Annotated in this window: 23 protein-coding genes and 2 tRNA genes; 11 read left to right on the top strand and 14 right to left on the bottom strand. The window is 62.0% G+C overall.

Features of this window, described 5'->3' with window-relative positions; translation table 11 throughout:
- Positions 1 to 4: 4 nt before the first annotated feature.
- The 6 genes from folE to hrcA all read right to left on the bottom strand — a co-directional run bounded on the left by folE (position 5) and on the right by hrcA (position 4,016).
- Positions 5 to 727, bottom strand: a complete 723-nt coding sequence (gene folE, locus ACP7AD_RS06875) for a GTP cyclohydrolase I (protein WP_029525841.1) — start codon at positions 725 to 727, stop codon at positions 5 to 7.
- 153 nt (positions 728 to 880) lie between these two features.
- The gene (gene clsB / locus ACP7AD_RS06870; protein WP_426145791.1) at positions 881 to 2,116 is read right to left on the bottom strand and encodes a cardiolipin synthase ClsB; all 1,236 of its coding nucleotides are present in this window, start codon (positions 2,114 to 2,116) and stop codon (positions 881 to 883) included.
- Positions 2,117 to 2,260: 144 nt separating this feature from the next.
- Positions 2,261 to 2,728: a dihydroneopterin triphosphate diphosphatase gene (gene nudB / locus ACP7AD_RS06865; protein ID WP_426145790.1), complete on the bottom strand. Its 468-nt coding sequence runs from the start codon at positions 2,726 to 2,728 to the stop codon at positions 2,261 to 2,263.
- Between the two features lie 55 nt (positions 2,729 to 2,783).
- The gene (locus tag ACP7AD_RS06860; protein WP_426145788.1) at positions 2,784 to 2,915 is read right to left on the bottom strand and encodes a hypothetical protein; all 132 of its coding nucleotides are present in this window, start codon (positions 2,913 to 2,915) and stop codon (positions 2,784 to 2,786) included.
- A tRNA-Ile gene (locus ACP7AD_RS06855) sits at positions 2,902 to 2,978 on the bottom strand. Before ACP7AD_RS06855 ends, ACP7AD_RS06860 begins: the two co-directional genes overlap by 14 nt.
- Positions 2,979 to 3,002: 24 nt before the next feature.
- Complete coding sequence (hrcA, locus tag ACP7AD_RS06850; RefSeq protein ID WP_426145786.1) at positions 3,003 to 4,016, bottom strand: heat-inducible transcriptional repressor HrcA; 1,014 nt, start codon at positions 4,014 to 4,016, stop codon at positions 3,003 to 3,005.
- A gap of 48 nt (positions 4,017 to 4,064) precedes the next feature.
- Here hrcA and ACP7AD_RS06845 point away from each other — a divergent pair, with 48 nt between their 5' ends.
- The 3 genes from ACP7AD_RS06845 to rapZ all read left to right on the top strand — a co-directional run bounded on the left by ACP7AD_RS06845 (position 4,065) and on the right by rapZ (position 7,616).
- A complete protein-coding gene (locus ACP7AD_RS06845) occupies positions 4,065 to 4,943 on the top strand; it encodes an NAD kinase (protein WP_426145784.1) in 879 nt (292 codons plus the stop codon).
- Between the two features lie 33 nt (positions 4,944 to 4,976).
- The gene (gene recN, locus ACP7AD_RS06840) at positions 4,977 to 6,638 is read left to right on the top strand and encodes a DNA repair protein RecN (protein ID WP_426145783.1); all 1,662 of its coding nucleotides are present in this window, start codon (positions 4,977 to 4,979) and stop codon (positions 6,636 to 6,638) included.
- A gap of 126 nt (positions 6,639 to 6,764) precedes the next feature.
- Positions 6,765 to 7,616 carry an RNase adapter RapZ gene (gene rapZ, locus ACP7AD_RS06835; protein WP_426145781.1) on the top strand — a complete coding sequence of 284 codons (852 nt, stop codon included), beginning with the start codon at positions 6,765 to 6,767 and terminating at the stop codon, positions 7,614 to 7,616.
- A gap of 143 nt (positions 7,617 to 7,759) precedes the next feature.
- On the opposite strand, the gene mutY is transcribed toward rapZ, so the two are convergent.
- The 3 genes from mutY to mutM all read right to left on the bottom strand — a co-directional run bounded on the left by mutY (position 7,760) and on the right by mutM (position 11,775).
- Complete coding sequence (gene mutY, locus ACP7AD_RS06830) at positions 7,760 to 8,908, bottom strand: A/G-specific adenine glycosylase (RefSeq protein WP_426166044.1); 1,149 nt, start codon at positions 8,906 to 8,908, stop codon at positions 7,760 to 7,762.
- Positions 8,905 to 10,893: a dynamin family protein gene (locus ACP7AD_RS06825; protein ID WP_426145778.1), complete on the bottom strand. Its 1,989-nt coding sequence runs from the start codon at positions 10,891 to 10,893 to the stop codon at positions 8,905 to 8,907. Before ACP7AD_RS06825 ends, mutY begins: the two co-directional genes overlap by 4 nt.
- A gap of 66 nt (positions 10,894 to 10,959) precedes the next feature.
- Entirely contained in the window at positions 10,960 to 11,775 is an 816-nt protein-coding gene (gene mutM, locus ACP7AD_RS06820) for a bifunctional DNA-formamidopyrimidine glycosylase/DNA-(apurinic or apyrimidinic site) lyase (protein WP_426145777.1), read from the bottom strand.
- Positions 11,776 to 11,899: 124 nt separating this feature from the next.
- Here mutM and ACP7AD_RS06815 point away from each other — a divergent pair, with 124 nt between their 5' ends.
- From ACP7AD_RS06815 to pth, 7 genes are all read left to right on the top strand, one after another.
- Positions 11,900 to 13,696, top strand: a complete 1,797-nt coding sequence (locus ACP7AD_RS06815; RefSeq protein WP_426145775.1) for a tetratricopeptide repeat protein — start codon at positions 11,900 to 11,902, stop codon at positions 13,694 to 13,696.
- A 148-nt stretch (positions 13,697 to 13,844) separates the two neighbouring features.
- Positions 13,845 to 14,222, top strand: coding sequence for a lipoprotein insertase outer membrane protein LolB (locus ACP7AD_RS06810; protein WP_426145774.1), 378 nt, complete (start codon positions 13,845 to 13,847; stop codon positions 14,220 to 14,222).
- Positions 14,223 to 14,267: 45 nt separating this feature from the next.
- Complete coding sequence (gene ispE, locus ACP7AD_RS06805) at positions 14,268 to 15,161, top strand: 4-(cytidine 5'-diphospho)-2-C-methyl-D-erythritol kinase (protein ID WP_426145772.1); 894 nt, start codon at positions 14,268 to 14,270, stop codon at positions 15,159 to 15,161.
- Between the two features lie 75 nt (positions 15,162 to 15,236).
- Positions 15,237 to 15,313, top strand: a tRNA-Gln gene (locus ACP7AD_RS06800).
- Positions 15,314 to 15,524: 211 nt separating this feature from the next.
- Positions 15,525 to 16,499 carry a ribose-phosphate pyrophosphokinase gene (locus ACP7AD_RS06795; RefSeq protein WP_426145770.1) on the top strand — a complete coding sequence of 325 codons (975 nt, stop codon included), beginning with the start codon at positions 15,525 to 15,527 and terminating at the stop codon, positions 16,497 to 16,499.
- Positions 16,500 to 16,608: 109 nt separating this feature from the next.
- Complete coding sequence (locus ACP7AD_RS06790; protein ID WP_426145768.1) at positions 16,609 to 17,283, top strand: 50S ribosomal protein L25/general stress protein Ctc; 675 nt, start codon at positions 16,609 to 16,611, stop codon at positions 17,281 to 17,283.
- Between the two features lie 145 nt (positions 17,284 to 17,428).
- A complete protein-coding gene (gene pth / locus ACP7AD_RS06785; RefSeq protein ID WP_426145766.1) occupies positions 17,429 to 18,085 on the top strand; it encodes an aminoacyl-tRNA hydrolase in 657 nt (218 codons plus the stop codon).
- Positions 18,086 to 18,170: 85 nt separating this feature from the next.
- On the opposite strand, the gene ACP7AD_RS06780 is transcribed toward pth, so the two are convergent.
- The 5 genes from ACP7AD_RS06780 to ACP7AD_RS06760 all read right to left on the bottom strand — a co-directional run bounded on the left by ACP7AD_RS06780 (position 18,171) and on the right by ACP7AD_RS06760 (position 22,699).
- Entirely contained in the window at positions 18,171 to 18,449 is a 279-nt protein-coding gene (locus ACP7AD_RS06780) for a YfhL family 4Fe-4S dicluster ferredoxin (RefSeq protein WP_426145764.1), read from the bottom strand.
- A gap of 4 nt (positions 18,450 to 18,453) precedes the next feature.
- Positions 18,454 to 18,951: a pantetheine-phosphate adenylyltransferase gene (gene coaD, locus ACP7AD_RS06775; protein WP_426145762.1), complete on the bottom strand. Its 498-nt coding sequence runs from the start codon at positions 18,949 to 18,951 to the stop codon at positions 18,454 to 18,456.
- A 99-nt stretch (positions 18,952 to 19,050) separates the two neighbouring features.
- The gene (rsmD, locus tag ACP7AD_RS06770; RefSeq protein WP_426145760.1) at positions 19,051 to 19,725 is read right to left on the bottom strand and encodes a 16S rRNA (guanine(966)-N(2))-methyltransferase RsmD; all 675 of its coding nucleotides are present in this window, start codon (positions 19,723 to 19,725) and stop codon (positions 19,051 to 19,053) included.
- Positions 19,722 to 21,167 (bottom strand): M16 family metallopeptidase, encoded by a 1,446-nt coding sequence (locus ACP7AD_RS06765; protein WP_426145758.1) that lies wholly within the window; start codon positions 21,165 to 21,167, stop codon positions 19,722 to 19,724. Before ACP7AD_RS06765 ends, rsmD begins: the two co-directional genes overlap by 4 nt.
- A 32-nt stretch (positions 21,168 to 21,199) precedes the next feature.
- Positions 21,200 to 22,699 (bottom strand): M16 family metallopeptidase, encoded by a 1,500-nt coding sequence (locus ACP7AD_RS06760; RefSeq protein ID WP_426145756.1) that lies wholly within the window; start codon positions 22,697 to 22,699, stop codon positions 21,200 to 21,202.
- Positions 22,700 to 22,727: 28 nt separating this feature from the next.
- Between ACP7AD_RS06760 and ftsY the strand changes: the two genes are divergently transcribed.
- Positions 22,728 to 23,912, top strand: coding sequence for a signal recognition particle-docking protein FtsY (gene ftsY / locus ACP7AD_RS06755; RefSeq protein WP_426145754.1), 1,185 nt, complete (start codon positions 22,728 to 22,730; stop codon positions 23,910 to 23,912).
- Positions 23,913 to 23,973: the final 61 nt, after the last annotated feature.

Raw genomic sequence — 23,973 nt, 5'->3', positions numbered from 1 at the left:
GGAGTCAACCTTTTCTTGGAATGAGTGCCAGAAATTCGCGGCGCAAGGTCGGGTCCTTAAGAAACACGCCGCGCATGACCGAATTGATCATTTTGCTGTCCATGTCCTTGACGCCGCGCCATGCCATGCAGTAATGGCTTGCCTCCATAACGATGGCCAGACCGTCAGGCTGGGTTTTTTCCATGATCAGGTCAGCCAGTTGCACCACGGCCTCTTCCTGAATTTGCGGACGGCCCATGACCCATTCGGCCAAGCGCGCGTATTTGGACAGGCCAATCACGTTGGTATGTTCATTGGGCATGACGCCAATCCATATCTTGCCGATGACTGGGCAAAAATGATGCGAACAGGCGCTGCGTACGGTAATAGGTCCGACGATCATCAACTCGTTCAGATGCTCGGCATTAGGAAACTCGGTGATGCTAGGCGCTGCTACGTAGCGTCCGTTGAAGACTTCGTTCAGGTACATCTTGGCAACCCGGCGTGCGGTGTTGCCCGTGTTGTGGTCGCCGACGGTATCGATCACCAGACTGTCGAGAACGCCCTGCATCTTGACCTCCACCTCGTCAAGCAGGCGTTCCAGTTCGCCTGGCTCGATGAAGCTGGAAATATTGTCGTTGGCATGAAAACGCTTGCGTGCCTGAACCAGGCGTTCGCGTATCTTGACGGAAACGGGTGTTCCTTCGTCTGTCACATCCTGAAGTGTCGTAGTAGTTTTCATAAGCATGGCAGATATTACCAGCCCCCTTTAAAGATGTCTTGAATGCAGAACATTAAGCCTTTTAGACATTCCGCGCTTTACTGATAAGCTTTAATAGCTATGAATTAAATAGCAAATATCATTCACTATGCTGGTCAGGCCGATCACTGGTTTGTTATTTCAATAGCGCTGGCCTGTCAGCATCAGGGCCAGCCGCATCAAGGCATAGGCCATCCAGCCCTGAATGCGCCGGCCCAAAGGACGCTGGCTGTACACGGCAGGGTTTATGCGTGCCCCGTGGTGAGCGACCGCTTCGCGCAGGCAGGCGCTGAGTTCGCCGGCAAAAGCACGGTCCTCGATCACCACATTGGCTTCGCGGGCCAGCAGAAGGCTCAGCGGGTCAAGGTTAGACGAACCGACCGTTGCCCAGTGTCCGTCGACCACAGCCACTTTGGCATGCAAAAAGCTGGTGGAGTATTCGTGAATTTCAACGCCTGCGGCCAGCAGTGCGCCATACACCGGCCGGGCGGCATGGTATTGCATGAAGTATTCATATTTTCCCTGCAGCAGCAATGTCACATGCACGCCGCGCTTGGCGGCCCTCATCAGGGCACGGCGCAATTTGCCGCCCGGCAAAAAATAAGCGTTGGCAATGATGACCTCCTGGCGCGCCTTGCCAATGGCCTTGCGGTAGGCCATTTCGATGCTGTGGCGATTGCGAAGGTTGTCGCGCAGCACCAGTGCTGCCTTGGGGCGTGAACTGCCTGCCACGCTGGAGAGGCCCGAATCCACGGGCTGCGCAAGCAACTTTGTATCGGTACGCCCACCGTAACCTGCCGCCTTGAATTTCTCCCAGGCTTCATTCAAATGCCTTTGCCGTGCGCTGTAACCTGCCTGCACTCGCCACCACAACAGGGCCATGGCATCGGTGGCCTCAGCCGCCAATGGTCCGGTCAGGGTCACTGCAAAATCAAAGCGCGGCGCCTCCAGTTCTCCATGGTTGGGATCGTAAAAATCGTCCAGCACGTTGATGCCGCCGCAAAAAACAATCCGCTCGTCCACCACGCACAGCTTGCGGTGCAGCCTGCGCCAACGTTCAGGCACTAGAAATCCCAAGCTTGATCCCACCGGCGAGTAAGCGCACCACTGAACGCCGGAACTGGCGAACTTTTGCTGCCATTCGTCCGGCAATGGCCCGGTACCAACCGCATCCACCAGCACCTGAACCGTCACACCGCGTTGGGCCGCCCGAACCAGGGCATCGGCCACGACAGCCCCGGACCCATGAATATCAAAAATATAGGTCTCAAGCTGTATCCATCTGACAGCGCCGTCGAAGGCCTGGACAAGCGCGGGAAACAATGCCCGACCACCTTCAAGCAGTTGAAGTGTTTCGGATTTGGTGGAAGATGTCATTAGTCGATGAACGAAGTTGTGGGCAAAGCTTCAAACCCCTTGAAAAACAGCAAATCGATTGACATCAAGCTATTGGAACCGAGAAGTGTGAGGGTTGCCAGCCACGTTAACGGCTTGGGAATTCGCCAACGCTTCCACGTCCATTCAAACGACTGAATTCATGAACCTTGGCAACAGCAAAATCGCCTCGGCATTGGAGGGCGAAAAGCATTTTTCCGCAGCCCTCTGATGCGCCATCCATTGCGAAGCGGTATGTTCCCGGGGACTGAGCCTGACTGCGCAACTTTCAGGCAGGCAGAGACCAAAGACATGCTCGGTATTGCGTGTCACGCCAGGCGAATAGCGATGGCGCCAAGCCGGATAGATGTCATACACGTTCGAGAGACACCAGTCTTGCATTTGGGCCGGCGTGGCAACAATGCCGGTTTCCTCTTCAACCTCACGCAGCGCCGTTTGCAGTAGGGGCTCATCTAGCATATCTTTTGAGCCGGTAACGCTCTGCCAGAAACCTGGATGGTCAGCGCGTTCGATCAGTAGCACATCAAGTTGTGACGTGTAAATGATGACCAAGACCGACTCTGGAATTTTGAATGAAGCAATGTTTGGATCCATGCTTAATTATTGCGGCCTGGATTGGCGCCATTGCGGCAACCCAATAATCCCTCAGTCACATTGGATCGCCCAGCGTCAGGAAGTGAGGGCCGCGCAAGTCGCCAACTCGATGCGCCGCCAGCGCTGGCGTGTCGAATACCTGCTCGGAAGGCTCGAATTTTCCATATCTGGCGTGGTAGGGCGTCACGGACTTGAACCGTGGACCAAAGGATTATGAGTCCTCTGCTCTAACCAACTGAGCTAACGCCCCTTCCACCGACAGATTGTAGTGGCTCTATTTGCTGTGGCTAAGCGCCGTGCTGACCAGCTTGGAGGTGATGTCGACAATCTGGATCATCTTTTCGTAGGGCATGCGCATCGGGCCAATCACACCCAGCGTTCCCACGACCTGGCCGTCGACCTCGTAAGGCGCCGTGACTACCGACAATTCATGGTATGGAATCACCTGGCTTTCGCCACCGATGTAGATCCGCACACCTTCGGCACGGCTGGAAACGTCGAGCAGGCGCATCAGTTGCGCCTTCTGCTCGAACAGATCGAACAGCTTTCGAAGGTTGCCCATGTCGCCAGAAAAATCACTGACCGCCAGCAGGTTGCGCTCGCCTGAAACGACCACTTCATCGCGCGACTCGATGGCCTCAGAACTCACCACGACCGCTTCCTGCATCAACGCAGCAATCTCACCCCTGAGCACGTCCACTTCGCTCTTTAGCCGCTCGCGCACTTCTTCGATCGCCATGCCGGCGTAGTGCGAATTGAGAAAATTCGACGCTTCGATCAATTGCGAGGCGGTGTAGTCGGTTTCGGTGAAGATGACGCGGTTTTGCACATCGCCGTCGGGCGAAACGATGATCACCAGAAAGCGCTTTTCAGACAGGCGCAAGAACTCGATATGCCGGAACACCGACGTGCGGCGCGGCGCCATCACCACGCCGACAAACTGCGACAGGCTCGACAGCATGTGCGCGGCATTGCTGATGACCTTGAGCGGCTGGTCCGGTGCAATACGTGCCATCTGGCCGGCCACCGTCAGCGGGTCGCGCTGGGTGGTCAGCATGGTGTCGACAAACAGGCGATAGCCCCGCGCTGTTGGAATCCGGCCGGCGGACGTATGCGGGCTGACGATCAGGCCCAGATCCTCCAGGTCGCTCATCACGTTGCGGATCGTGGCGGGCGACAACTCCAGGCCGGAAGCCTTGGAAAGCGTGCGCGAACCGACCGGCTGGCCATCGGCAATATAGCGCTCAACCAGCGCTTTCAACAACAAACGGGCGCGACTATCAAGCATGAGGACATTCTACGAAGCTTGATCGGCGGGTTGTGATGTAATTTGACGATGAAGTCGCAATTCCGTCATGTCGCACTGATCGGCAAGTACCAGGCCCAAGGCTCCCGTTCTGCCCTGGAAGACATTGCGCATTTCCTGGGCTCGCAGGGTTGCGACGTGGCGCTGGAGGAAGACACGGCGCGCAATACCGGCTTGAACCAGTTCCCGACGCTCGACGCGGCCGGAATAGGTGCGCAGTGCGACCTGGCCCTGGTGGTGGGCGGCGACGGCACCATGCTGGGCATCGGGCGCTTGCTGGCCCAGTTTGGCGTGCCCGTGGTCGGCATCAACCAGGGGCGGCTGGGCTTCATCACCGACATTGCCTTTGAAGATTATCAAAACACCCTGACGCCGATGCTGCGTGGAGAGTTCGAGGAAGACCGGCGCTGGATGATGGAAGCCAAGGTGATGCGCGATGGCCGCTGCGTTTTCAGCGCAACGGCGATGAACGACGTCGTGGTCAACCGTGGTGCGACCTCCGGCATGGTCGAGCTGCGCGTTGAAGTCGATGGCCGCTTTGTGGCGAACCAGCGAGCCGACGGCCTGATCATTGCCTCGCCCACCGGTTCAACGGCCTACGCACTTTCAGCGGGCGGTCCGTTGCTACACCCATCCATTGGCGGCTGGGTACTGGTGCCCATTGCCCCGCACACCTTGTCAAATCGGCCCATTGTGCTTTCAGACACTGGAGAGGTTGCTATTGAACTGGTAGCAGGCCGGGATGCAAGCGCCAGCTTTGACATGCAGTCGCTGGCCAGCTTGCTGCATGGCGACCGGATCATCGTCAGGCGCTCGGAGTTCCAGATGCGCTTTTTGCATCCCAATGGCTGGAGCTACTTCGACACGCTGCGCAAGAAGCTTCACTGGAACGAAGGCGTCGTGGCTTGAGCGCTGCCGCCCGGCGTTCACCTGCACCGAAATATGAGCCTTAAAAGCATTGCCCTGCGTGATTTCGTGATTGTGCGCGAACTCGATCTTGACCTGATGGACGGATTCACGGCGCTAACTGGCGAAACCGGCGCTGGCAAGTCGATACTGGTTGGCGCACTGCAACTGGTGCTAGGCGCACGTTCCGACGCGGGCGTGGTGCGCGAGGGCGCCGCGCGCTGCGAAATCAGTGCAGAATTTGACAGCCCTGCCCGGCTGGCGCCGTGGCTGGAGCAGGCCGGTCTGGAATCCAGCGACACCCTGCTGCTGCGCCGCATGGTTGACGCACAGGGCAAAAGCCGGGCATGGATCAACGGCAGCGCGGTCACCGTCACGCAGCTCAAAGACATCGGCAGCCAACTGGTGGACATTCATGGCCAGCATGCCTGGCAAAGCCTCACGCGCCCCGACGCTGTTCGCGGCCTGCTGGACTCATATGCAGGGGTTTCGACCGACCTGCTTTCGCTGCGCTGGCAGGAATGGCGCCTGGCGCAAAGAACCCTCGCTCAGGCCAAAGAGGCTCAGGAGAGCCTGGAGCGTGACCGCGAACGGCTGGCGTGGCAGATTGGGGAACTGGGCAAACTGGCGCCTGGCGCGCATGAATGGGAAGAACTCAATGCCCAGCACGGGCGGCTGTCAAACATGCAGGACTTGCGCGATGCCGTGCAAACGGCGGTCGATGCCTTGCGGGAAGCCGATGACAACGCCCTGACGCTGCTGAGCCGAGCCATTCATGCATTGGAAAAACAGGCACATATCGAGCCGGAATTCAAGGAACTGGCTGAGGTCTTGAACACGGCCCTTGCACAAATGGACGACGCGGTGCATTCCTTGCGCACCTATGCCCGGGATGCGGAACTGGACCCCCTGCGGCTGGCCGAACTGGACCAACGCCTGGCGCAATGGATCAGCCTGGCGCGTCGCTACAAGCGGGCGCCTGCCGAACTGCCTGAACTGCTGGCATCGTGGAAGGCCGAACTGCGCGCACTGGACGAGGCAGCTGACTTGGCGCAGCTTGAAAGAAAAGAGAATCAGGCCAAAGCCGAGTACCTGGTGGAGGCTAGCGAGGTTTCGCGCCTGCGCAGCCAAGCGGCGCCCTTGCTGGCCAAGGCCATCACCCAGGCCATGCAAGGGCTGGGCATGCAGGGCGGCAGGTTTGAAGTGGTGCTTGCGCCAGCGGAACAGCCGGCGCAGCACGGGCTGGAGCAGGCCGAGTTCTTGGTCGCCGGACACAGCGGCAGCACCCCCAGGCCGGTGGCCAAGGTGGCTTCGGGCGGCGAGTTGTCCCGCATCGCGCTGGCCATTGCCGTCACCACCAGCCAGTTGGGGCAGGCCCAGACACTTGTTTTTGACGAGGTCGATTCCGGGGTGGGCGGCACGGTCGCGCAAACCGTTGGCCGGCTGATGCGGCAACTCGGCCAGGACCGGCAGGTGATGGCGGTGACGCATTTGCCGCAGGTCGCCGCTTTCGCCCACCAGCATCTCGTGGTGTCCAAACATTCGGAACAGGGCACCACGCTGAGCACCGTCGAGCATGTGACCGGCAAGCTGCGCGTGACCGAAATTGCGCGAATGCTGGGCGGGGAACGCCTTTCAGGTGCCACGCTTGCGCATGCCACTGAAATGTTGGGCCAATCCCCTGAAGAGGGAATTTAGTTACCCTGCTTGATACCATTGGCGCATGAACATCTGTCTTCTGAATTACCCGAATTCACCGTTCCGCCATCACCGCCCCAGGGCTGAACGGCGTTTGTCACATGGCGAAAGGTTGACGTGATAGAAATGATTCTTATCACCGGCATGTCGGGCTCCGGCAAGTCGGTCGCGCTTCATGCGCTCGAAGATGCAGGTTACTACTGCGTGGACAACCTTCCGCCGGAACTGCTTTCGCCGTTTGTTGCCTTGAAGCGGCCGCACAACGCTCCGAAGCTCGCCATTGCCATGGATGTCAGGAGCGCAACGTCGCTGCCGCTGGTGCCGCAGCAACTCAGGGAATTGAAGGCCCAGGGCGTGCAAGTGCAGTCGCTCTTCCTTGATGCCAACACCGACACGCTGGTTCGGCGTTTTTCAGAAACCAGGCGGCTCCATCCGCTGTCGAGAATCGACGCCACCGACCAGCACCGGGCGCTGGTCGATGCCATTGAACTGGAACGCAATCTGCTGGGTGAGATGCGCGAGCAGGCGCATGTGATCGACACCAGCATGATCCGGTCGGCCCAGTTGCAGGGCTACGTTAAATCGCTTCTGCAGCATCCGGGCCGTCAGCTGACGCTGGTGTTTGAGTCGTTTGCCTTCAAGCGCGGTGTGCCGCTCGATGCCGATTATGTGTTTGACGTCCGCATGCTGCCCAACCCCCATTACGAACCAGGGCTGCGGCACCAGACCGGGCTCGACCAGCCGGTGGCCGACTTTCTGAGAACGCATTCGAAGGTGGACGACATGCTCCGGCATATCGAGCAATTCCTCGGCCACTGGCTGCAAGCCTTGGCCCGCGACCACCGGAGCTATGTCACGGTGGCGGTGGGCTGCACGGGCGGCCAGCATCGTTCGGTTTACCTGGTGGAAGCGCTGGCAGCGGCCTTTGGCAAGGATTGGCCGACGCTGAAACGGCACCGCGAACTCGAAGCGGGCTGATCGGCCGGGATCAACACGGGTGCGAAATTTCCCTGCCCTTGCTTCACCGCGACTGCATACTTTTCGCTGCTGAATTCATAGCTGCTTGCGCATACCAGTCATGCGCAAGAGCCATATTTGGTGCTTAAAAAATTGCTTTTTGGTTAAAACGAATCCGATGGGTCGAAGGCATCCTGCGCCAGCAGCTTGCGGATGGGCGCGGGCAAGCCCAGCGCCGGCCATGCTTCAGGACTGAACCACGCGGCAGGACGGGTTTCAGAAACCATCGCCTCAGGCATGGGCTGGTCGGCATGAAAGCCTGCAATCCACGGCGACAAATGCAGATCCTTGTGCGTCAGGACATGGACAAAGGCTGGCAGCGCCTCGATGCGGCCCTCAAGGTTTTCAGGCAGCAGCGACTTGAACGCGTCATCGCTTTCAAACACCGGCAGGCAATAAAGCCCGCTCCAGATGCCGGTGGCGGGACGCTTTTCAAGCCACACCGAACCGTCGGGCCGTTGCGCCCACAGCAGGCTGATCGACTGGGCGCTGCGCTTGAGCTTGCGGGTCTTGACGGGGAATTTTTCAGGATTGCCTTGCGCTCGTCCACGGCACAGCGCCTGCACCGGGCACAACAGGCACTTCGGCTGCCGGCCGGTGCAAATGGTGGCGCCCAGGTCCATCAACCCCTGGGTGTAGCGCGGCATGGCCTGCGCCAAGTCTTCATGCGGTAGCAGTTCAGTGGCTAGGTTCCAGAGCGCGCGCTCCTGGGCGCCCTGCGCCAGATCGCCAGAAAAACCAAGCACCCGCGCGAGCACCCGCTTGACGTTTCCGTCCAGAATGGCGACCCGTTCCCCGAAGCAGAATGAAGCGATGGCGGCGGCGGTCGAGCGGCCTATGCCCGGCAAGGTCTGGAGTTGCTCGGCGGTGGCTGGAAACTGCCCGTGGTGCAGCGCCATCACGTCTTGCGCGCAGCGATGCAGGTTGCGCGCGCGGCTGTAATAGCCCAGGCCGCTCCACAATGACATCACCTCGTCCTCGGAAGCAGCAGCCAGATCGCCCACATGGGGAAAGCGCTGAACAAACCGTCCGAAATACGCCAGGACCGTGGCCACCTGGGTCTGCTGCAGCATGATTTCAGACAGCCAGACCCGGTAGGGATCGCGCGTGTTCTGCCATGGCAGGCTGTTGCGTCCATGGCTTTGCTGCCAATGCACGATTTCGTTCGCGAACGAAGACGGAACAAAAGAGCCGGCTTCCGGGAGGTTACTTGCTTGAAGCAGGCCGCCGGTATCTGATTTACCACGCATCATGTCAATTCAGCCAGGGGTTCACCCGCAGCATCAATTGGCTGGTTCCGGTGAGCCTGAAACGCAAAAGGCAAAGGCTGAACGTCCAGAAGCTGCAAGGTCAAGTCGCCCAGCCGGGCGTCCAGCGCTCGAAGCCGGAGTTCCTGCTCCTCCAGTTCGGCAATTCGTTCATCCAGCGTTGACGCGGCCTGCTCAATGCGCGCTATGGCTTCGAGGCGCCTGGAAAACCCCTGGCGCCGTTCGCGCATTTGCGCATCGAGTTGCGCGGACGCTGACTGGTTCCACACTTCTACTTCACCCAGGGCAGACTCAAAAACCATGCGCAGGCGGCTGCTCAGCGCACGCACCAGCCGCTCGGAAAACCCGGCCTGCGCAAGCCGCAGCACATTGCCCAGACTCAGGTATTGCAGATGGCTGCGCTCGATCAGTTCAAGGTCCTGCGCATATTGCGTCATATCCGGCGCCCGCCCCGCCTGCAGCGAAAAACCAAATTCTGCGTTGATCTGCCGGAAGGCCGAATCCAGCATCACCTGTATTTCAGCCGTGATCGTTTGCGCCTGGTGCAAGGTTTCGCGCAAGCTCGAAAACGTTTCTCCATAGGTTTTTTTCAGGCGCAGCTTGATGCCGGGCTGCTTGAGCGCAGCGGTCAACCCGGCGAGTTCGGCCCTGAGCGTCGGCATGCCCAGCAAACGGGCGACATCGCCCAGCAAGGCGTTATGCACCGAACGAATCGCATGCACCCTGGCGCTACTGCCTGAAAACTCGGCCTGCTCGTGCTCGATCCGTTTGCGCATGTGCCCGATGACCGTGCTGTTTTTTCCCCGCAGGCCGCGCAGTTCGAGCATCTGTTCGGTTTGGTCGCGACGGCGCATGTTCAGTGCGCGCGCGGCCTCGCTTTTAAGCTCCTGAATGCTGTCGGCGACGGCCGCGCGCAGGATGTTCTGCCGCTGGCCCATCAAGCTATTGGCCAGGGCCGCTTCAAGCGCCGGCAGCTGGCTGGCCTGCAACAGCGCGTCATCGTGCGTGACTTTGGCAACCAGTCCCTTTTGCGCCGACACGGCAAAGACCTGCGAGCTTTGCAAGCCCAGGATCTCGGCCGAGCTTGCCGTTTGCCGGTCGATTTGCGCCTGGACCTGTTCGGGCGTGCTCAGCGCGTCCCACAAGGTGTCAATCTTGTTGAGCACGACCAGCCGGTTGTCGCTGCCTTTTGCGCCGCTGGCCAGATGCTCCCGCCAGATGGACAGGTCGGACCGGGTCACGCCCGTGTCGGCCGCCAGGATGAAGACGACGGCATGCGCCTGCGGAATCAGGCTGACCGTCAGTTCGGGCTCCGCGCCGATGGCGTTGAGCCCCGGCGTGTCAAGAATCACCAGCCCCTGCCTGAGCAGCGGATGGGCAATATTGATCAGCGCATGGCGCCATTTCGGCACCTCGACCCGGCCATCGGCCGCCACCGGCGGATTGTCATCAAGACTGCTGTCATTCCAGAAGCCTAGGGCGCGGGCCTGCTCCAGTGACACATGCCGCACTTCGGCGACCTTCTGGAGCGCATCCGCCAGCTGGGCGGGGTTGTCCACCTCCAGATCGATCTGAAGCCATTTTTCAGGCACCAGGCGCCACTCGACCAGAGCCTGCGGCTGCAGCCGCGTCTCGATAGGCAACAGGCGCAGGCAAGGCACCATGTCGGGGTCATAGCCCAGTTCAGTCGGACACATGGTGGTCCGCCCGGCGCTTGCCGGCATGATGCGGCGGCCATAACCGGCAAAGAAAATGGCATTGACCAGCTCGGACTTTCCGCGCGAGAACTCCGCAACGAATGCCACCATGACCTTGTCGGAGCGCAACTGTGCCTGCAGCTTGCGCATCCGGTCTTCGACCGCCGCGTTGAGCAGGCCCTGCTCTTTCAACCACTGGGCCAGCAGTTTGAGGCGCAAGGCGAATTCACGCCGCCAGGCGCCATGCTGGTCAAACTGTTTGTTGAAAGACATGCGTTATGGTCATAAAAATGGTCAAGGCAATATAGCACCGGCCCCCGGCCGGCCGCGTTGAAACACTCAGGGTTTCTGGCAGGTGGCGCAATAGAAGGTGGACCGCTGGCCCTGCCGGATACTCTTGATCGGCGCGGCGCAGACCCGGCACGGCAAGCCGGCCCGGTCGTAGACCATGGCGTCCAGCTGAAAATGGCCCGCCTCGCCATCGGCATTGGAAAAATCCCTGAGCGTGCTGCCGCCCTTGGCCACCGCATTCGTCAGTACCGTCTGGATCGCGCGGTGCAGCCGGGCAGCGCGTGGCTTGCTGATCCGCGATGCCCGGGTGGTGGGGCGAATGCCCGCCAGAAACAAAGCCTCGGACGCATAGATGTTGCCGACGCCGACCACCGCCTGGCCCGCCAGCAGCAATGGCTTGATGGCGGTATTGCGAGCGTGGAGCCACTGGTAAAACACCAGCGCGTCAAACGCCTCGCTCAGCGGCTCGACACCCAGCCGGCCCAGCAGCTTTTGCGCCGCAGGATGCGCTTCACCCGGCGTATGAACCACGGCCCCGAAGCGCCGGGGGTCGTGCAAGCGCAAGGTGCCCAGGCTGGTCACCAGGTCAAAATGGTCATGCTTGCCTGCCAGCGGCAGGTTGGCGCTAAAACTGACACTGCCCGACATGCCCAGGTGCATCAGCAGCAGGCCTTCGCTCAGGTCGAGCAACAAATACTTGCCACGGCGGCGCACCGCCAGCACCTGCTGGCCGTGCAACTGCGTCGGCTCGCAGCCCAGCGGCCAGCGCAGGGGCTTGCCGACCACCACGTCTTCGATGCGGGCGCCCGCAATGCGGTCGGCAAAGCTCAGGCGGGTGACTTCAACTTCGGGCAGTTCAGGCATGTGTTTAAAACTCTTCAGGAAAACATGGGGGCTTGCAAAGCCTGGCACAAGAGGACGCAATTTCAGTCCCGGGGTGCATGACCAGCGCAAAGCACCGGCGGAAGCCTTCAATTATCATGGGCTGATGAAGAAAAAATCCGGCTTTGCCTTTGCCTGCCTGTGCCTTGCTGCTCCGCTGGTGTTGGCGCAAGCCACGATGCCCCAGACCCCCGCCCCGGCCAAGCCTGCCGCAGTCCCGGGCCTTTCCGAAGCCAGGGCGGCGCAAGCATCGGCGATCGTGTCTACGCTTGACAGCGAGCTGTTCTACCAATTACTGGTCGGCGAGCTCACGGCTCAAGAGGGTGAGCCTGCCGCTGGCTTTGCCCTGCTGCTGGACGCTGCCCGAAAAACCGGCGATGCCCAGCTTTACCAGCGGGCCACCGACATTGCCCTGCAGGCCCGCTCCGGCGATGCGGCATTGCAGGCCGCGCTGGCGTGGAAGCAGCAGCTGCCCGCGTCCCGCGAGGCCAACCGCTATGTCCTGCAGATCCTGATTGCGCTGAACCGTATTGCCGATACCGTCGAGCCCTTGAAAACCGAGCTCAAAATGGCGCCCGATGCCGAGCGCCTGGCCGTGCTGGCTGCCATGCCGCGCGCTTATGCCCGCGCCAGCGACCGCAAGCTGGCGGCCAGCGTGGTCGAAACCGCTCTGGCCGACTCCCTGGCCAATCCCGCCACGGCCAGCGCCGCCTGGACCACGGTCGGACGGATGCGGCTGGCTGCGGACGACAAGCCAGGCGCCTTCGAGGCGGCCCAGCGCGGCCAGGCAGCCGATCCGCGCGCCGAAGGCCCGGTGGTGGTGGCACTCGAACTGATCGATCCGAAGCAGCCCGAAGCCGAAAAGCTGGTCAAAAATTACCTGGCCGATGGCCAAAGCCCGTCCAAAGCGCTGCCTGAAATCCGCATGGTCTATGCCCGCGTGCTGCTCGACGCCCAGCGCTATGCCGAAGCCAGCGCGCAGCTGCAGATCGTGACGAGCGAGAAGCCCGACTACCCGGAAGGCTGGCTGGTGCTGGGTTCGCTGCAGGTGCAGGACAACCAGCTGGCTGCAGCCCAGGCTTCGCTGGAACGCTATGTGGCGCTGGCCGGACAGACGCCGCAGGCCGAACGCAACCCTGGTCTGGCGCAGGCTTATTTGTCGCTATCGCAGCTGGCCGAAAAGCGCAAGGACTATGCGGCGGCCGAAAGCTGGCTCGGCAAGATTGAAAACTCCGCCGATCTGACGCAGGCGCAAACCCGCCGCGCCTCAATTTTGGCCAGCCAGGGCAAGATCGAGGAAGGCCGCCGCCTGATCCGCGCGCTGCCCGAACGCACGCCCGAGGAAGCACGACTCAAACTCAACGCCGAAGTTGGCCTGCTGCGCGAATTCAAGCAATACCGCCAAGCCCATGAACTTCTGGCGCAGGCGCTGGCCAAGACACCCGAAGATACCGACCTGCTGTACGAGCAGTCGATGGTGGCTGAAAAGCTCGGTTTGCTTGACGAAATGGAGCGTCTGCTGCGCCAGGTGATCCAGCTCAAACCAGACTACCACCATGCTTACAACGCGCTGGGTTATTCACTGGCCGATCGCAATGTCCGTCTCACCGAAGCACGCGATCTGATCCGCAAGGCGATCGAGTTCGCACCAAGCGACCCCTTCATCAAAGACAGCCTGGGATGGGTCGAATTTCGCCTGGGCAACTCGCTTGAATCGGTGCAGATTTTCGAGGCCGCTTTCAAAGCCAGGCCCGACGCTGAAATTGCCGCGCACTTCGGCGAAGTGCTCTGGGGCCTGGGGCAGCGGGACCGCGCCCTGGCCATCTGGAAAGAAGGCCAGCTCATCAATGCTGACAATGAAACGCTGCTTGAGACGCTCAAACGCCTCAAGGTGACGCCATAAACCGGGAACCGCCTTGCACTTCACCAACCGGCTGCGCGCCCTGCTTCTTCACGGCTGCCTTTTTGCTACTATTTTTATAGCTGGTTGCGCCCGTCCTATAAGCGGAAATGGCATAAAAGTCTTAAAAAATGAGCTGTGGACAGGGCGCATGAGTTTGAATATCAAAAGCGAGCCCGAGCAGTCTTTCTCGGCCGGCTTTGAACTCAAGGGCCGGTCGGAGCGTGGCGAACTGACGCTGATCAGTCCGCTGGGCAATGTGCTCGGCGTGCTGCGCTGGGCGCCCGGCGAAGCAGAACTGGATTCGGGCAACCGCAACATCCAGCGCTTTAAATCCGTCGATGCCCTGATGGCGCAGGCCACGGGCGCTGCCGTTCCGCTGGGCGCGCTGTTCGCCTGGCTACAAGGCGACAACGCGACGGCCACTGGCTGGTCGGCCGATCTTTCAAGGCACGGCGAAGGCCGCATCGCCGCCACGCGGATGCAGCCCATGCCCCAGGCTGATCTTCGCGTCGTGCTCGACCAATAAAGCCCCTGCCCACCTGACGGGCTCACTGTTTTGAAGGTTTCCAGCGTGACACGCTTTCCTGCTTCCTCGCGGCCCCTCAAGGCGCTGTACGACGTGCCGGCTCCGGCCAAGCTCAACCTGTTCCTGCACATCACCGGCCGCCGGCCTGACGGCTACCATTTGCTGCAGTCGGTGTTCATGCTGATCGACTGGTGCGACACGCTGCATTTCGAACTGCGCACCGACGGGCAGATCAGCCGCACCGACCTGAAAAGCGCCAACGGCACCGCCTCCGAAGCGCTACCGGCCGAAGACCTGGCGGTGCGCGCCGCCCGCGCCTTGCAGGCCGCCTGCGGCACGCCGCTGGGCGTTCACATCGGCCTGGAAAAAAATATTCCGTCTCAGGCCGGCATGGGCGGCGGCTCCTCCGATGCGGCGAGTTGCCTGCTCGCGCTGCAGCGCCTGTGGGGGGTTCTCCTGCCGCAAAAAGACCTGAGTGCATTGGCGCTTTCACTGGGCGCGGACGTGCCTTTCTTCCTTTCGGGAGGCCACGCCTGGGTCGAGGGAATTGGCGAGGAAATCACGCCGATTGCTCTGCCATCGGCCCGGTTTTTGGTGGTCAAAACACCCGTCGGCGTGTCGACGCCAGAAATTTTCAATGCGCCAGACCTGAAACGTGACACCGGGACTGCTACAATGCTAGGCTTTGCTGCATATGCTGATGGACAGGTTTTTAACTTTGGCCATAACGACTTGCAGCCGGTAGCGCAAAAGCTTTGCCCACAGATTGACCAGTCACTTGAGTGGTTAAAATCGCAGCAGCTTTCAGGACGCATGACCGGCTCGGGAAGTGCTGTATTTGCACAGGTTCATGACAATGCCGATCTGGCAGACGCCCCTGGCGACTGGTTGACTCGCAAATGCAGGAACCTGGAAATGCATCCCCTGGCGGGTTGGTAAACTACCGGCTTCCTGGAATGCAATTCGCAAGCAACGGTTATAGGTCGGTTGTTGGCAACAACAACTGTCCTGTGTAGGGGTGTCGCCAAGTTGGTTAAGGCACCGGATTTTGATTCCGGCATTCGCAGGTTCGAATCCTTCCACCCCTGCCAAATTTCCAGACCGCCAGTCGCAGGTCTGAGTTGATCCAGGAGCCGCATGATGCGGCTCCTTCAGACCCGCAACTGGCGGGTCTGTGTGTTTTGAAAGATTGCAACGGAATTCACTGCCAAGTCCGCGTTGCGCTTTACTTTCAGTGCGTATTTTTTCGACAAATATTTCACTCCACTTTCAAGTCCGTCCGCAGCTGGGCTTCATACGCAAATGCACCACCCCGACTTCATGGTTTTCACCGGCAATGCCAATCCCGGCCTAGCCGAAGAAATTGCCCAGAACCTTGGCATCTCACTGGGTAGCGCCCAAGTGGGACGTTTTTCAGATGGTGAAGTCACCGTCGAAATCCAGCAGAACGTCCGCGCCCGCGACGTGTTCGTGGTGCAATCCACCTGCGCGCCGACCAACGACAACCTGATGGAACTGCTGATCATGGTCGACGCGCTCAAGCGCTCGTCGGCCGACCAGATCGCCGCCGTGATCCCCTATTTCGGCTATGCACGCCAGGACCGCCGCCCGCGTTCGGCTCGCGTTCCGATCACCGCCAAGGTGGTGGCCAACATGCTGCAGGCCGTCGGCGTGACCCGCGTCTTGACCATGGACCTGCATGCCGACCAGATCCAGGGTTTCTTCGACATTCCGGTGGACAACATTTATGCCTCGCCGGTGCTGCTGGGCGACCTGCGGCAGAAAAACTACACCGACCTGATGGTCGTGTCGCCCGATGTCGGCGGCGTGGTGCGCGCCCGTGCGCTGGCCAAGCAGCTGGGCTGCGACATGGCAATCATCGACAAGCGCCGCCCCAAGGCCAATGTGTCCGAAGTCATGCATGTGATCGGCGACATCGAAGGCCGCAACTGCGTGATCATGGACGACATGATCGACACCGCCGGCACGCTGGTCAAGGCGGCCGAAGTGCTGAAAGAGCGCGGCGCCAAGAAAGTTTATGCCTACTGCACCCACCCGATTTTCTCGGGGCCGGCCATCGAGCGCATCACGCAGGGCGACGCACTTGATGAAGTCGTTGTCACCAACACCATTCCGCTGAACGCCAACGCGCTGGCCTGCAAAAAAATTCGCCAGCTCTCCGTGGCTCCGCTGATCGCTGAAACCATGCAGCGCATCGCCAAGGGAGAGTCGGTCATGAGTTTGTTCTCGGATCAAGACCAGCCTGATCTGATCTGAAGCAAAAAAGCCGGCTGCGCAGCGACAGGACCTTGCAAGGTTCCAGCACTGGGCAGTCTTTTGAAGTCAGGGTGAGACTGGTCGCGGTCCGCCCATTTTGGAGAAGATTATGAAATTCGTCGCTTTTGAGCGCGCAAAGCAGGGCACGGGTGCGAGCCGCCGTCTCCGCATCACCGGCCGCACGCCCGGTATTGTTTACGGCGGTACCGCCGAGCCGATCCTGATCGAAATCGATCACAACGCCTTGTGGCACGCCATCAAGAAGGAAGCTTTCCACGGTTCCATCCTGGAGATGGAACTTAGCGGCAAGGAACACAAGGTTCTGCTGCGTGACCTGCAAATGCACCCGTACAAGCAGCAAGTCCAGCACATTGACTTCCAGCGCGTTGAAGCGCGCACCCGCATGACTGTGAAAGTGCCCGTGCACTACAGCGGCGAGGAAGAATCCCCAGCCGTCAAGACGGAAAACTGCCTGGTCACCCATGTGCTGACCGAGATGACGGTTGTCTGCTTCCCGGCCGACATTCCCGACTTCATCGCGGTCGACCTCGGCGGCCTGTCCAAGGGCAAGTCGCTGCATGTCAAGGACATCGTTCTGCCAAAGCGCGTCAAGGCAGCACTCAAGGGCCAGGTCAATCCGGTCATGGTGTCGGTCACGCCTATCGTTGAAGAAGTTGAAGCCGCTCCCGTGGTGGTCGATCCCAAGGCAGCCAAGGGCAAGCCCGGTGCCAAGCCTGCCGCCAAACCGGCAGCCGCTGCGGCCAAGCCTGCTGCCAAGAAGTAATTCCCGGCTTGCGGCAACAGCCTGAAAAGGTCTTGCCCAGGCAGTGGTCCAAAGCCCTTTTCCTCCCGCGAGGCAAAGGGCTTTTTTCATGCTGTGCGCTTCTGCTACGCTTTGCCGCCCTCCCCCTTTCTTTTTTGCACACCCCATGATCAAGCTGTTTGTCGGCCTGGGCAACCCAGGCCCTGAGTACGAAGCCACGCGCCACAATGCCGGCTTCTGGTGGATTGACGCGCTCTCGCAAGAGTTGAAGGCGCCGCTCAGCCTGGACAAGAATTACCACGGCCAGGTCGCCCGCACCACGGTCAACGGCCAGACAGTCTGGCTGCTCAAGCCGCTGACCTTCATGAACCTGTCGGGCAAGTCGGTGGCGGCGCTGGCGCGGTTCTTCAAGATTTCACCCGGCGAGGTGCTGGTCGCGCATGACGAACTCGACATCGTTCCCGGCCAGGTCAAGCTCAAGTTCGGCGGCAGCCATGCCGGCCACAACGGCCTGCGCGATATCCATGCGCAGCTCGGCTCGGCCGACTACTGGCGCCTGCGCATTGGCGTGGGCCACCCGGGCGTGAAGGCTGAAGTCATCAACTGGGTGCTGAAAAAGCCTTCGCAGGAACACCGCGTGGCCATCGAAGACTGCATAGCGCGCAGCCTGAAGGCGGTGCCCGAACTGCTCAAAGGCGAGATGGAAAAGGCCATGATGCTGATTCACACCAGCCAGCCGCCACGCCCGAAACCGCCCCGTCCTGCAGCCATGCCGGATGCTGCTGCTACCGACACGACCGCAAGCGTGCCTAAGCCCGTTTAGCAATCACTATTATTTTGATAGCTGCTTGCGCACGCTAGCCGTGCGTAAAGCGCCTATTTGATGCACAAATTGAGCGCCAGCGGCATCAGCGCACCAGAACGACCGGGATGACTGGGATGACGGCTTGCAGCCGGTGGTATTTCTCCCACAGCGTTTCCCTGGTTTCGCGGTGCTGCGGATCGACCGGGATGCAGGCCACCGGGCAGACCTGCACGCACTGCGGCTCGTCGAAATGGCCGACGCATTCGGTGCATTTGTTCGGGTCGATCTCGTAGATCTCGGCGCCCAGGAAAATCGCCTCGTTCGGGCATTCGGGCTCGCACACGTCGCAGTTGATGCATTCGTCGGTGATCAAGAGGGCCATGGAATCAATCTCCCTGTTTCGCGTGAACGAAGGCCAGCGCGGCCGCGATGGCCGGGCTCACCATCTGGCCCACATCGCCGCCCAGTTTGCTGATCTCGCGCACCAGCGTGCTGCTGATGCAGGCCAGCGACGCATCGGGCAGCAGGAACACGGTTTCGACCTGCGGCCGCAGCTTGCGGTTCATCGCGGCCATCTGGGCTTCGTAGTCGAAGTCGGTGAGGTTGCGAATGCCGCGCACCACGGCGCAGGCGTTTTGCGCGGCGCAAAAATCCATGATCAGGCCGTCAAACGGCAGCACCCGGATGCCCGCTATGCTTTCAGTAGCGTCTCGCACTTGCTGCACGCGCGCATCCAGTGAAAACAGTGTCTTTTTGTGATGGGCAACGGCCACCGCGATGACCAGCTGGTCAAACAGCCCGGCGGCGCGGCGCACCACGTCGCCATGACCAAGGGTGAACGGATCAAAAGTGCCGGAATAAACAGCAATGCGGGGGGTGGACATAGGCCGAATTATGCCCTTGCCCCCCGCCTGGGCCGCCCCGGCACCGGGTGCAACCCTGCAGGCCATGCGGACGCTTGAGGCGCTTGCACCCGACCCGGCTCAGGCCGGCAGGGGCTCTGCCGGCAGATCGCTTTTGGCCAGCAAATGAAAATGCACCGCGCCGGCCTTGGCGCTGCGGTGGACCTTGAGCCCCAGCGGCAGCAATTCGTCGTCCTGCCAGACGCGTGGCGCTTCCAGGTACACCAGGCCGCTCGGGCTGATCGCCTGGGCGGCGGCCTTGAGCGCCGGCTCGAACACGCTGGAGTCGAAAGGCGGATCGATCAGCACCAGCTGCATACTGCCGGCGTCCAGCCGCTTGAGCGCGCTCAGCCCGTCGCCGCGCTCGATGCGCACCATGCTGGCCTTGAGCCTGGCCTGCACCGCCTTGAGTTGCACGACCAGCCCGGGGTCCTGCTCGCACAGCAGCACATCGGCGGCGCCGCGCGAGGCGGCCTCGAAACCGAGCACGCCGGTGCCGGCAAACACGTCGGCGCAGCGCCAGCCGGTCAGGTCTTGGCCGAGCCAGTTGAACAGCGTTTCGCGCACCCGGTCGGGCGTGGGGCGCAGGCCGGGATGGTTCGGCACGGTCAGCTTGGTGCGCCGGTACTGTCCGCCGATGATGCGGATTTCGCCGGACGGCTTGAGGTGGGCGGTGCCCTTGGGCTTGACGGTGTTGGCCTTGGCCGAAGGCTTGGGCGCAGTCTCGGGGGCGATGGGTTTGGGTGTGTATTTCATTTTGCGGCTCCGAGAATAACAGTCACCATTTTCTCGGGCTGCAGCTTGCGCGCAAAAGCCGCCTTGATGTCGGCCACGGTGACTTTTTCGACCTGCCGCGTCCAGGTGTCGAGGTAATCAAGCGGCAAGTCATTCCAGGCGATGCCGGCCAGGTTGCCCAGCAGCTTGCGGTTGCTGTCGATGCGCAGCGCAAAGCCGCCGACCAGGTTGTCCTTGGCGGCTTTCAATTCCGCTTCGGTCGGGCCGCTGGCCACGAAGTCGCCCACCACCTGCCGGGCAATCTGCACCGACTGCGCCGCCTGGTCGGGGCGCGTCTGCAGGCCGACGGTGAAGCTGCCGGCATGCAGGCCCGGCGAGAACGAGCTGGATATGCCGTAGGTCAGTCCGCGCTTTTCGCGCACTTCATTCGTCAGGCGCGAGACGAAACCACCGCCGCCCAGAATGTAGTTGCCGACCGTCAGCGGGAAATAGTCGGGGTCGGCGCGCCTGAAGCCGGGCTGGCCGATCAGCAGATGCGCCTGCGCCGAATCAAAGGGAATGGCTTTTTCCTCCGCCTGCGCGAGCGGCGCCACATCGGGCACGGCCGGCAGCGGCGGCAGGCTGGCGCAGGGCACCGAAGGCAGGCGCGACAGCAGGCGCGCGGCCATCGCATCGGCCTGTACACGCGTGACGGCACCGACCATGCTGATGCGCGCGCGGCAGGCGACGACGCCGGCGGCATGCGCGGCCTGCAGGTCCGCGACGCTGATGGCCGCCAGCGTCGCTTCGGTCATTTCATAGCCATAAGGATGCTGGCCATAGACGGCCTTTGAATAGGCCCGGCCAATCACGCTGGCCGGGCGGGTGTAGGACTCCTTGAGCGCGGCCTGCAGGCGCTGGCGTTCGCGCTGCCAGACCGCATCGGGATAGGCCGGTTCGGCGATCTGGCGCGCCGCCAGCGCCACGGCCTGGTCGAGAAGCGCCGGGTCGGTCAGCGAGCGCAGCGAAAAGCTCATGCGGTCGGATGACGCGCTGGCGCCGAACTGGCCGCCCAGGTCGGCCCAGGCTTCGCCGAGCGCGTTTTCGTCCAAGGCTGGTGCCCCCACGCTTGTCGCTTCGCGTACTGCGCTGCCCTCCGAGGGGGCCGCTGCGCCTGCAGTCCGGCTGAGCCGGTCCTGCGGCCCCTGGTGGTGCATAGGGGAAGCCCGTACGCCTTTTTCGAGCATGTTCGCCGTCATGCTCGCCAGCCCGGCCTGTGCGGGCGGGTCGCGGCGGCTGCCGGCGTCGAAGTCAAGCTGCACATCGACCATGGCGATAGCCGGGCTTTCGACCAGATAGACCTGCGCGCCGCTGGCCTGCGTCCAGTGCTGGATGGGAATCACCGCCTGCGCCGAAATATGAACAAAAAGGCCTGTTGCGCATACTGCTATTGCGCGAGCAGCTATTTTTTGAGTAGCAATCATGATGAAAACATTCTTTCGGTTCAGGAAGCCGCTCAATGCAGGTCACCGCTGGCCGGTGCGCTGGCGGGGCGCGGCTTGCGGTTCGGGTCCAGGGGCTGCGGCAGCAGGGTGGACACGGTCATCTGGTCGTCGCCGAAGTATTTGCCGGCCACGGCCTGCACCTCTGGCGCCGTCACCGTGCGCAGCTGGGCAATCAGGCGCGTGCTGGCGTCGAGCGGCAGGCCCTGCACCCAGTTGGAGCCGAGTTCGCGCGCCTGGCTGAACACCGAGTCGAGCTTGTAGGTCTCGCTGGCCACCCACTGCGTCTTGACGCGCTGGAGTTCGGCTTCGCTGACGCCCTCACGCGCCACCACGGCGACCTGCTGGCGCAGGGCGTCGGCCACCTGCTGCGTGGTTTTGCCATCGGCGGGCACGCCGTCGAGCGTGAACAGCTGCGGCCCCCGGCCCATAAGCCCGCTGGAAGCCCCGGCGCTGTCGGCCACGCGTCCGCCCTTCTCGCCCTGCCCCTGCACCAGCGCGCGCTCCAGCCTTGCGCCGCTGTAGCCGTCGAGCACGGCCGACAGCACCGTCAGCGCGAGGGCCTCGCGGCTGGCGGCGGCGGTGGGCGACGCGGCGCCGGCCGCTGCCAAGTCGGCCGGCTGCACCTGCGGCACCTTGAACGACATGCTCACATAAGCCTGACTGGCGGGCGCCTTGAGGTCGATGCGGCGCAGGCCCGCCTGCTCGGGCTCGGTGCGCGGCTTGCGCTCGGGCACGGGACGCTTGGCAATGGCGCCATAGTATTTTTCGGCCAGCTTCCTGACCTGCGCCACGTTGACATCGCCGGCCACCACCAGGGCGGCGTTGGCCGGAACGTACCAGCGCTGGTAGAAGCTGCGCACGTCGCCCGGCGTCATGGCGTCCAGGTCGCTCATCCAGCCGACGATCGGGCGGCGGTAGGGCGAGGCCAGGAAGGTGATGGCGCTGGCCTGTTCGTGCAGCATCGCGCGGGGCGAGTCCTCGGTGCGCATCCGGCGCTCTTCCTTGACCACCTCGATCTCGCGCCTGAACTCATCATCTAGCCACTGGCTGCGGCCGAAACGGTCGGCCTCCAGCCGCATCACGTCTTCGAGCCTGGCGGCCGGAATCTGCTGGTAATAGCCGGTGCTGTCGCTGCTGGTGAAAGCATTTTCCTGGCCGCCCAGCGCCGCCACGCGCCTGGAGAACTCGCCAGCCTTGACGGTCGGCGTACCCTTGAACATCATGTGTTCAAGCACATGGGCGACGCCCGACGTGCCATCGACCTCGTCCATGGCGCCGACCCGCACCCAGAGCATGTGCGCCACCGTCGGCGCCCGGTGGTCGGGCTTGACGATGACCGTCAAGCCGTTGGCCAGCTGGAACTGCTCGACCGGCGCGGGCGCCTGGGCAAGGGCCGCCTGGCCCAAGCCGGCCGTCAATGCAGCCGAGAGCAACAGGCCTGAAAAACCGCCCGCCGGACGCCGGAAAAACAATAGTGGGGGCTTGACGCCCATCTGCTTGAGGTGTTTCATAGAATGGTGGACTCTACAAGATCAAGCAATGTTCAGTTTCTTCAAAAAAAAATTACGCCCAACTGCCCCGCCGCCCCCGCCTGCCGAGGTGTCCGCGCAGCCGGCGTTGCCCGAATCCGGTGACGCATCCGCCGCCCCAGCCACGCCCACTGCCCGCTCAGCACCGGCATCCGCGCCAGCCCAGGTGAAATGGCCTGCCGGCAACGGCGGCTCGATGATCGGCAGTGCGCTGGTCACGCCGATCGACATTCCAGAGGCGCTGGCGCTGGCCGTGGCGCCCGAACGCCAGCGCTGGTTCAGCAAGCTGCAGCAAGGACTGCGCAAGACCGGCTCCAGCATTTCGACCGTCTTCACCGGCAGCCAGATCGACGAGCAGCTCTACGAAGACCTGGAAACCGCGCTGCTGATGGCCGACACCGGCGTGAGCGCGACAGAGCACCTGCTGGCCGATGTCAGGCGCCGCGTCAAGGAGGGTGGCATGACGCATCCGGTGGCGGTCAGGAATGCGCTGATCGAATCCATCACCGTGCTGCTCAAGCCGCTGGAGCGGCCGCTGGTGATTGGCGAATTCATGCCCACCGTCATCATGGTGACCGGCGTCAACGGCGCCGGCAAGACCACCTCGATCGGCAAGCTCACGCGCCACCTGGCCAATGAAGGCGCGTCGGTGCTGCTGGCGGCGGCCGATACCTTCCGCGCCGCCGCGCGCGAGCAGCTCAGCGTCTGGGCCGACCGCAACACGGTCGAGATCGTGAGCCAGGAAAATGGCGACCCGGCAGCGGTCAGCTTCGACGCGGTCACGGCCGGCAAGGCGCGCGGCAAGGACGTGGTGCTGGTCGATACCGCCGGCCGGCTGCCGACGCAGCTGCACCTGATGGAAGAGTTGCGCAAGATCAAGCGCGTGGTGCAGAAAGCCGACGCCACGGCGCCGCATGAAGTGCTCTTGGTGATTGACGGCAACACCGGCCAGAATGCGCTGGCGCAGGTGAAGGCTTTCGACGACACGCTGCAGCTGACCGGCCTGGTCGTGACCAAGCTCGACGGCACGGCCAAGGGCGGCGTGCTGGCGGCCATTGCACTGTGGGCGCGGGAACGCGCCAAGGCGTCGCCCGGCTTGCGGCCGGTGGCGGTGTATTTCATTGGCGTGGGTGAAAAGCTCGAAGACCTGGAAACCTTCAACGCCCGCGAGTTTGCGCAGGCCCTGCTCGGCTGATCTGTTCGGGTCCTGCCGGTCACCGGTGGGCATTGAAAAACGAAAAATCGTCGCCACCTGC

It is taken from the genome of Polaromonas sp. DSP2-3-2b2, assembly GCF_049895905.1.
Lineage (GTDB): Bacteria > Pseudomonadota > Gammaproteobacteria > Burkholderiales > Burkholderiaceae_C > Polaromonas.
Note: the sequence above shows the minus strand (reverse complement) of the source record. Positions and strands in the feature narration are given on the sequence as shown.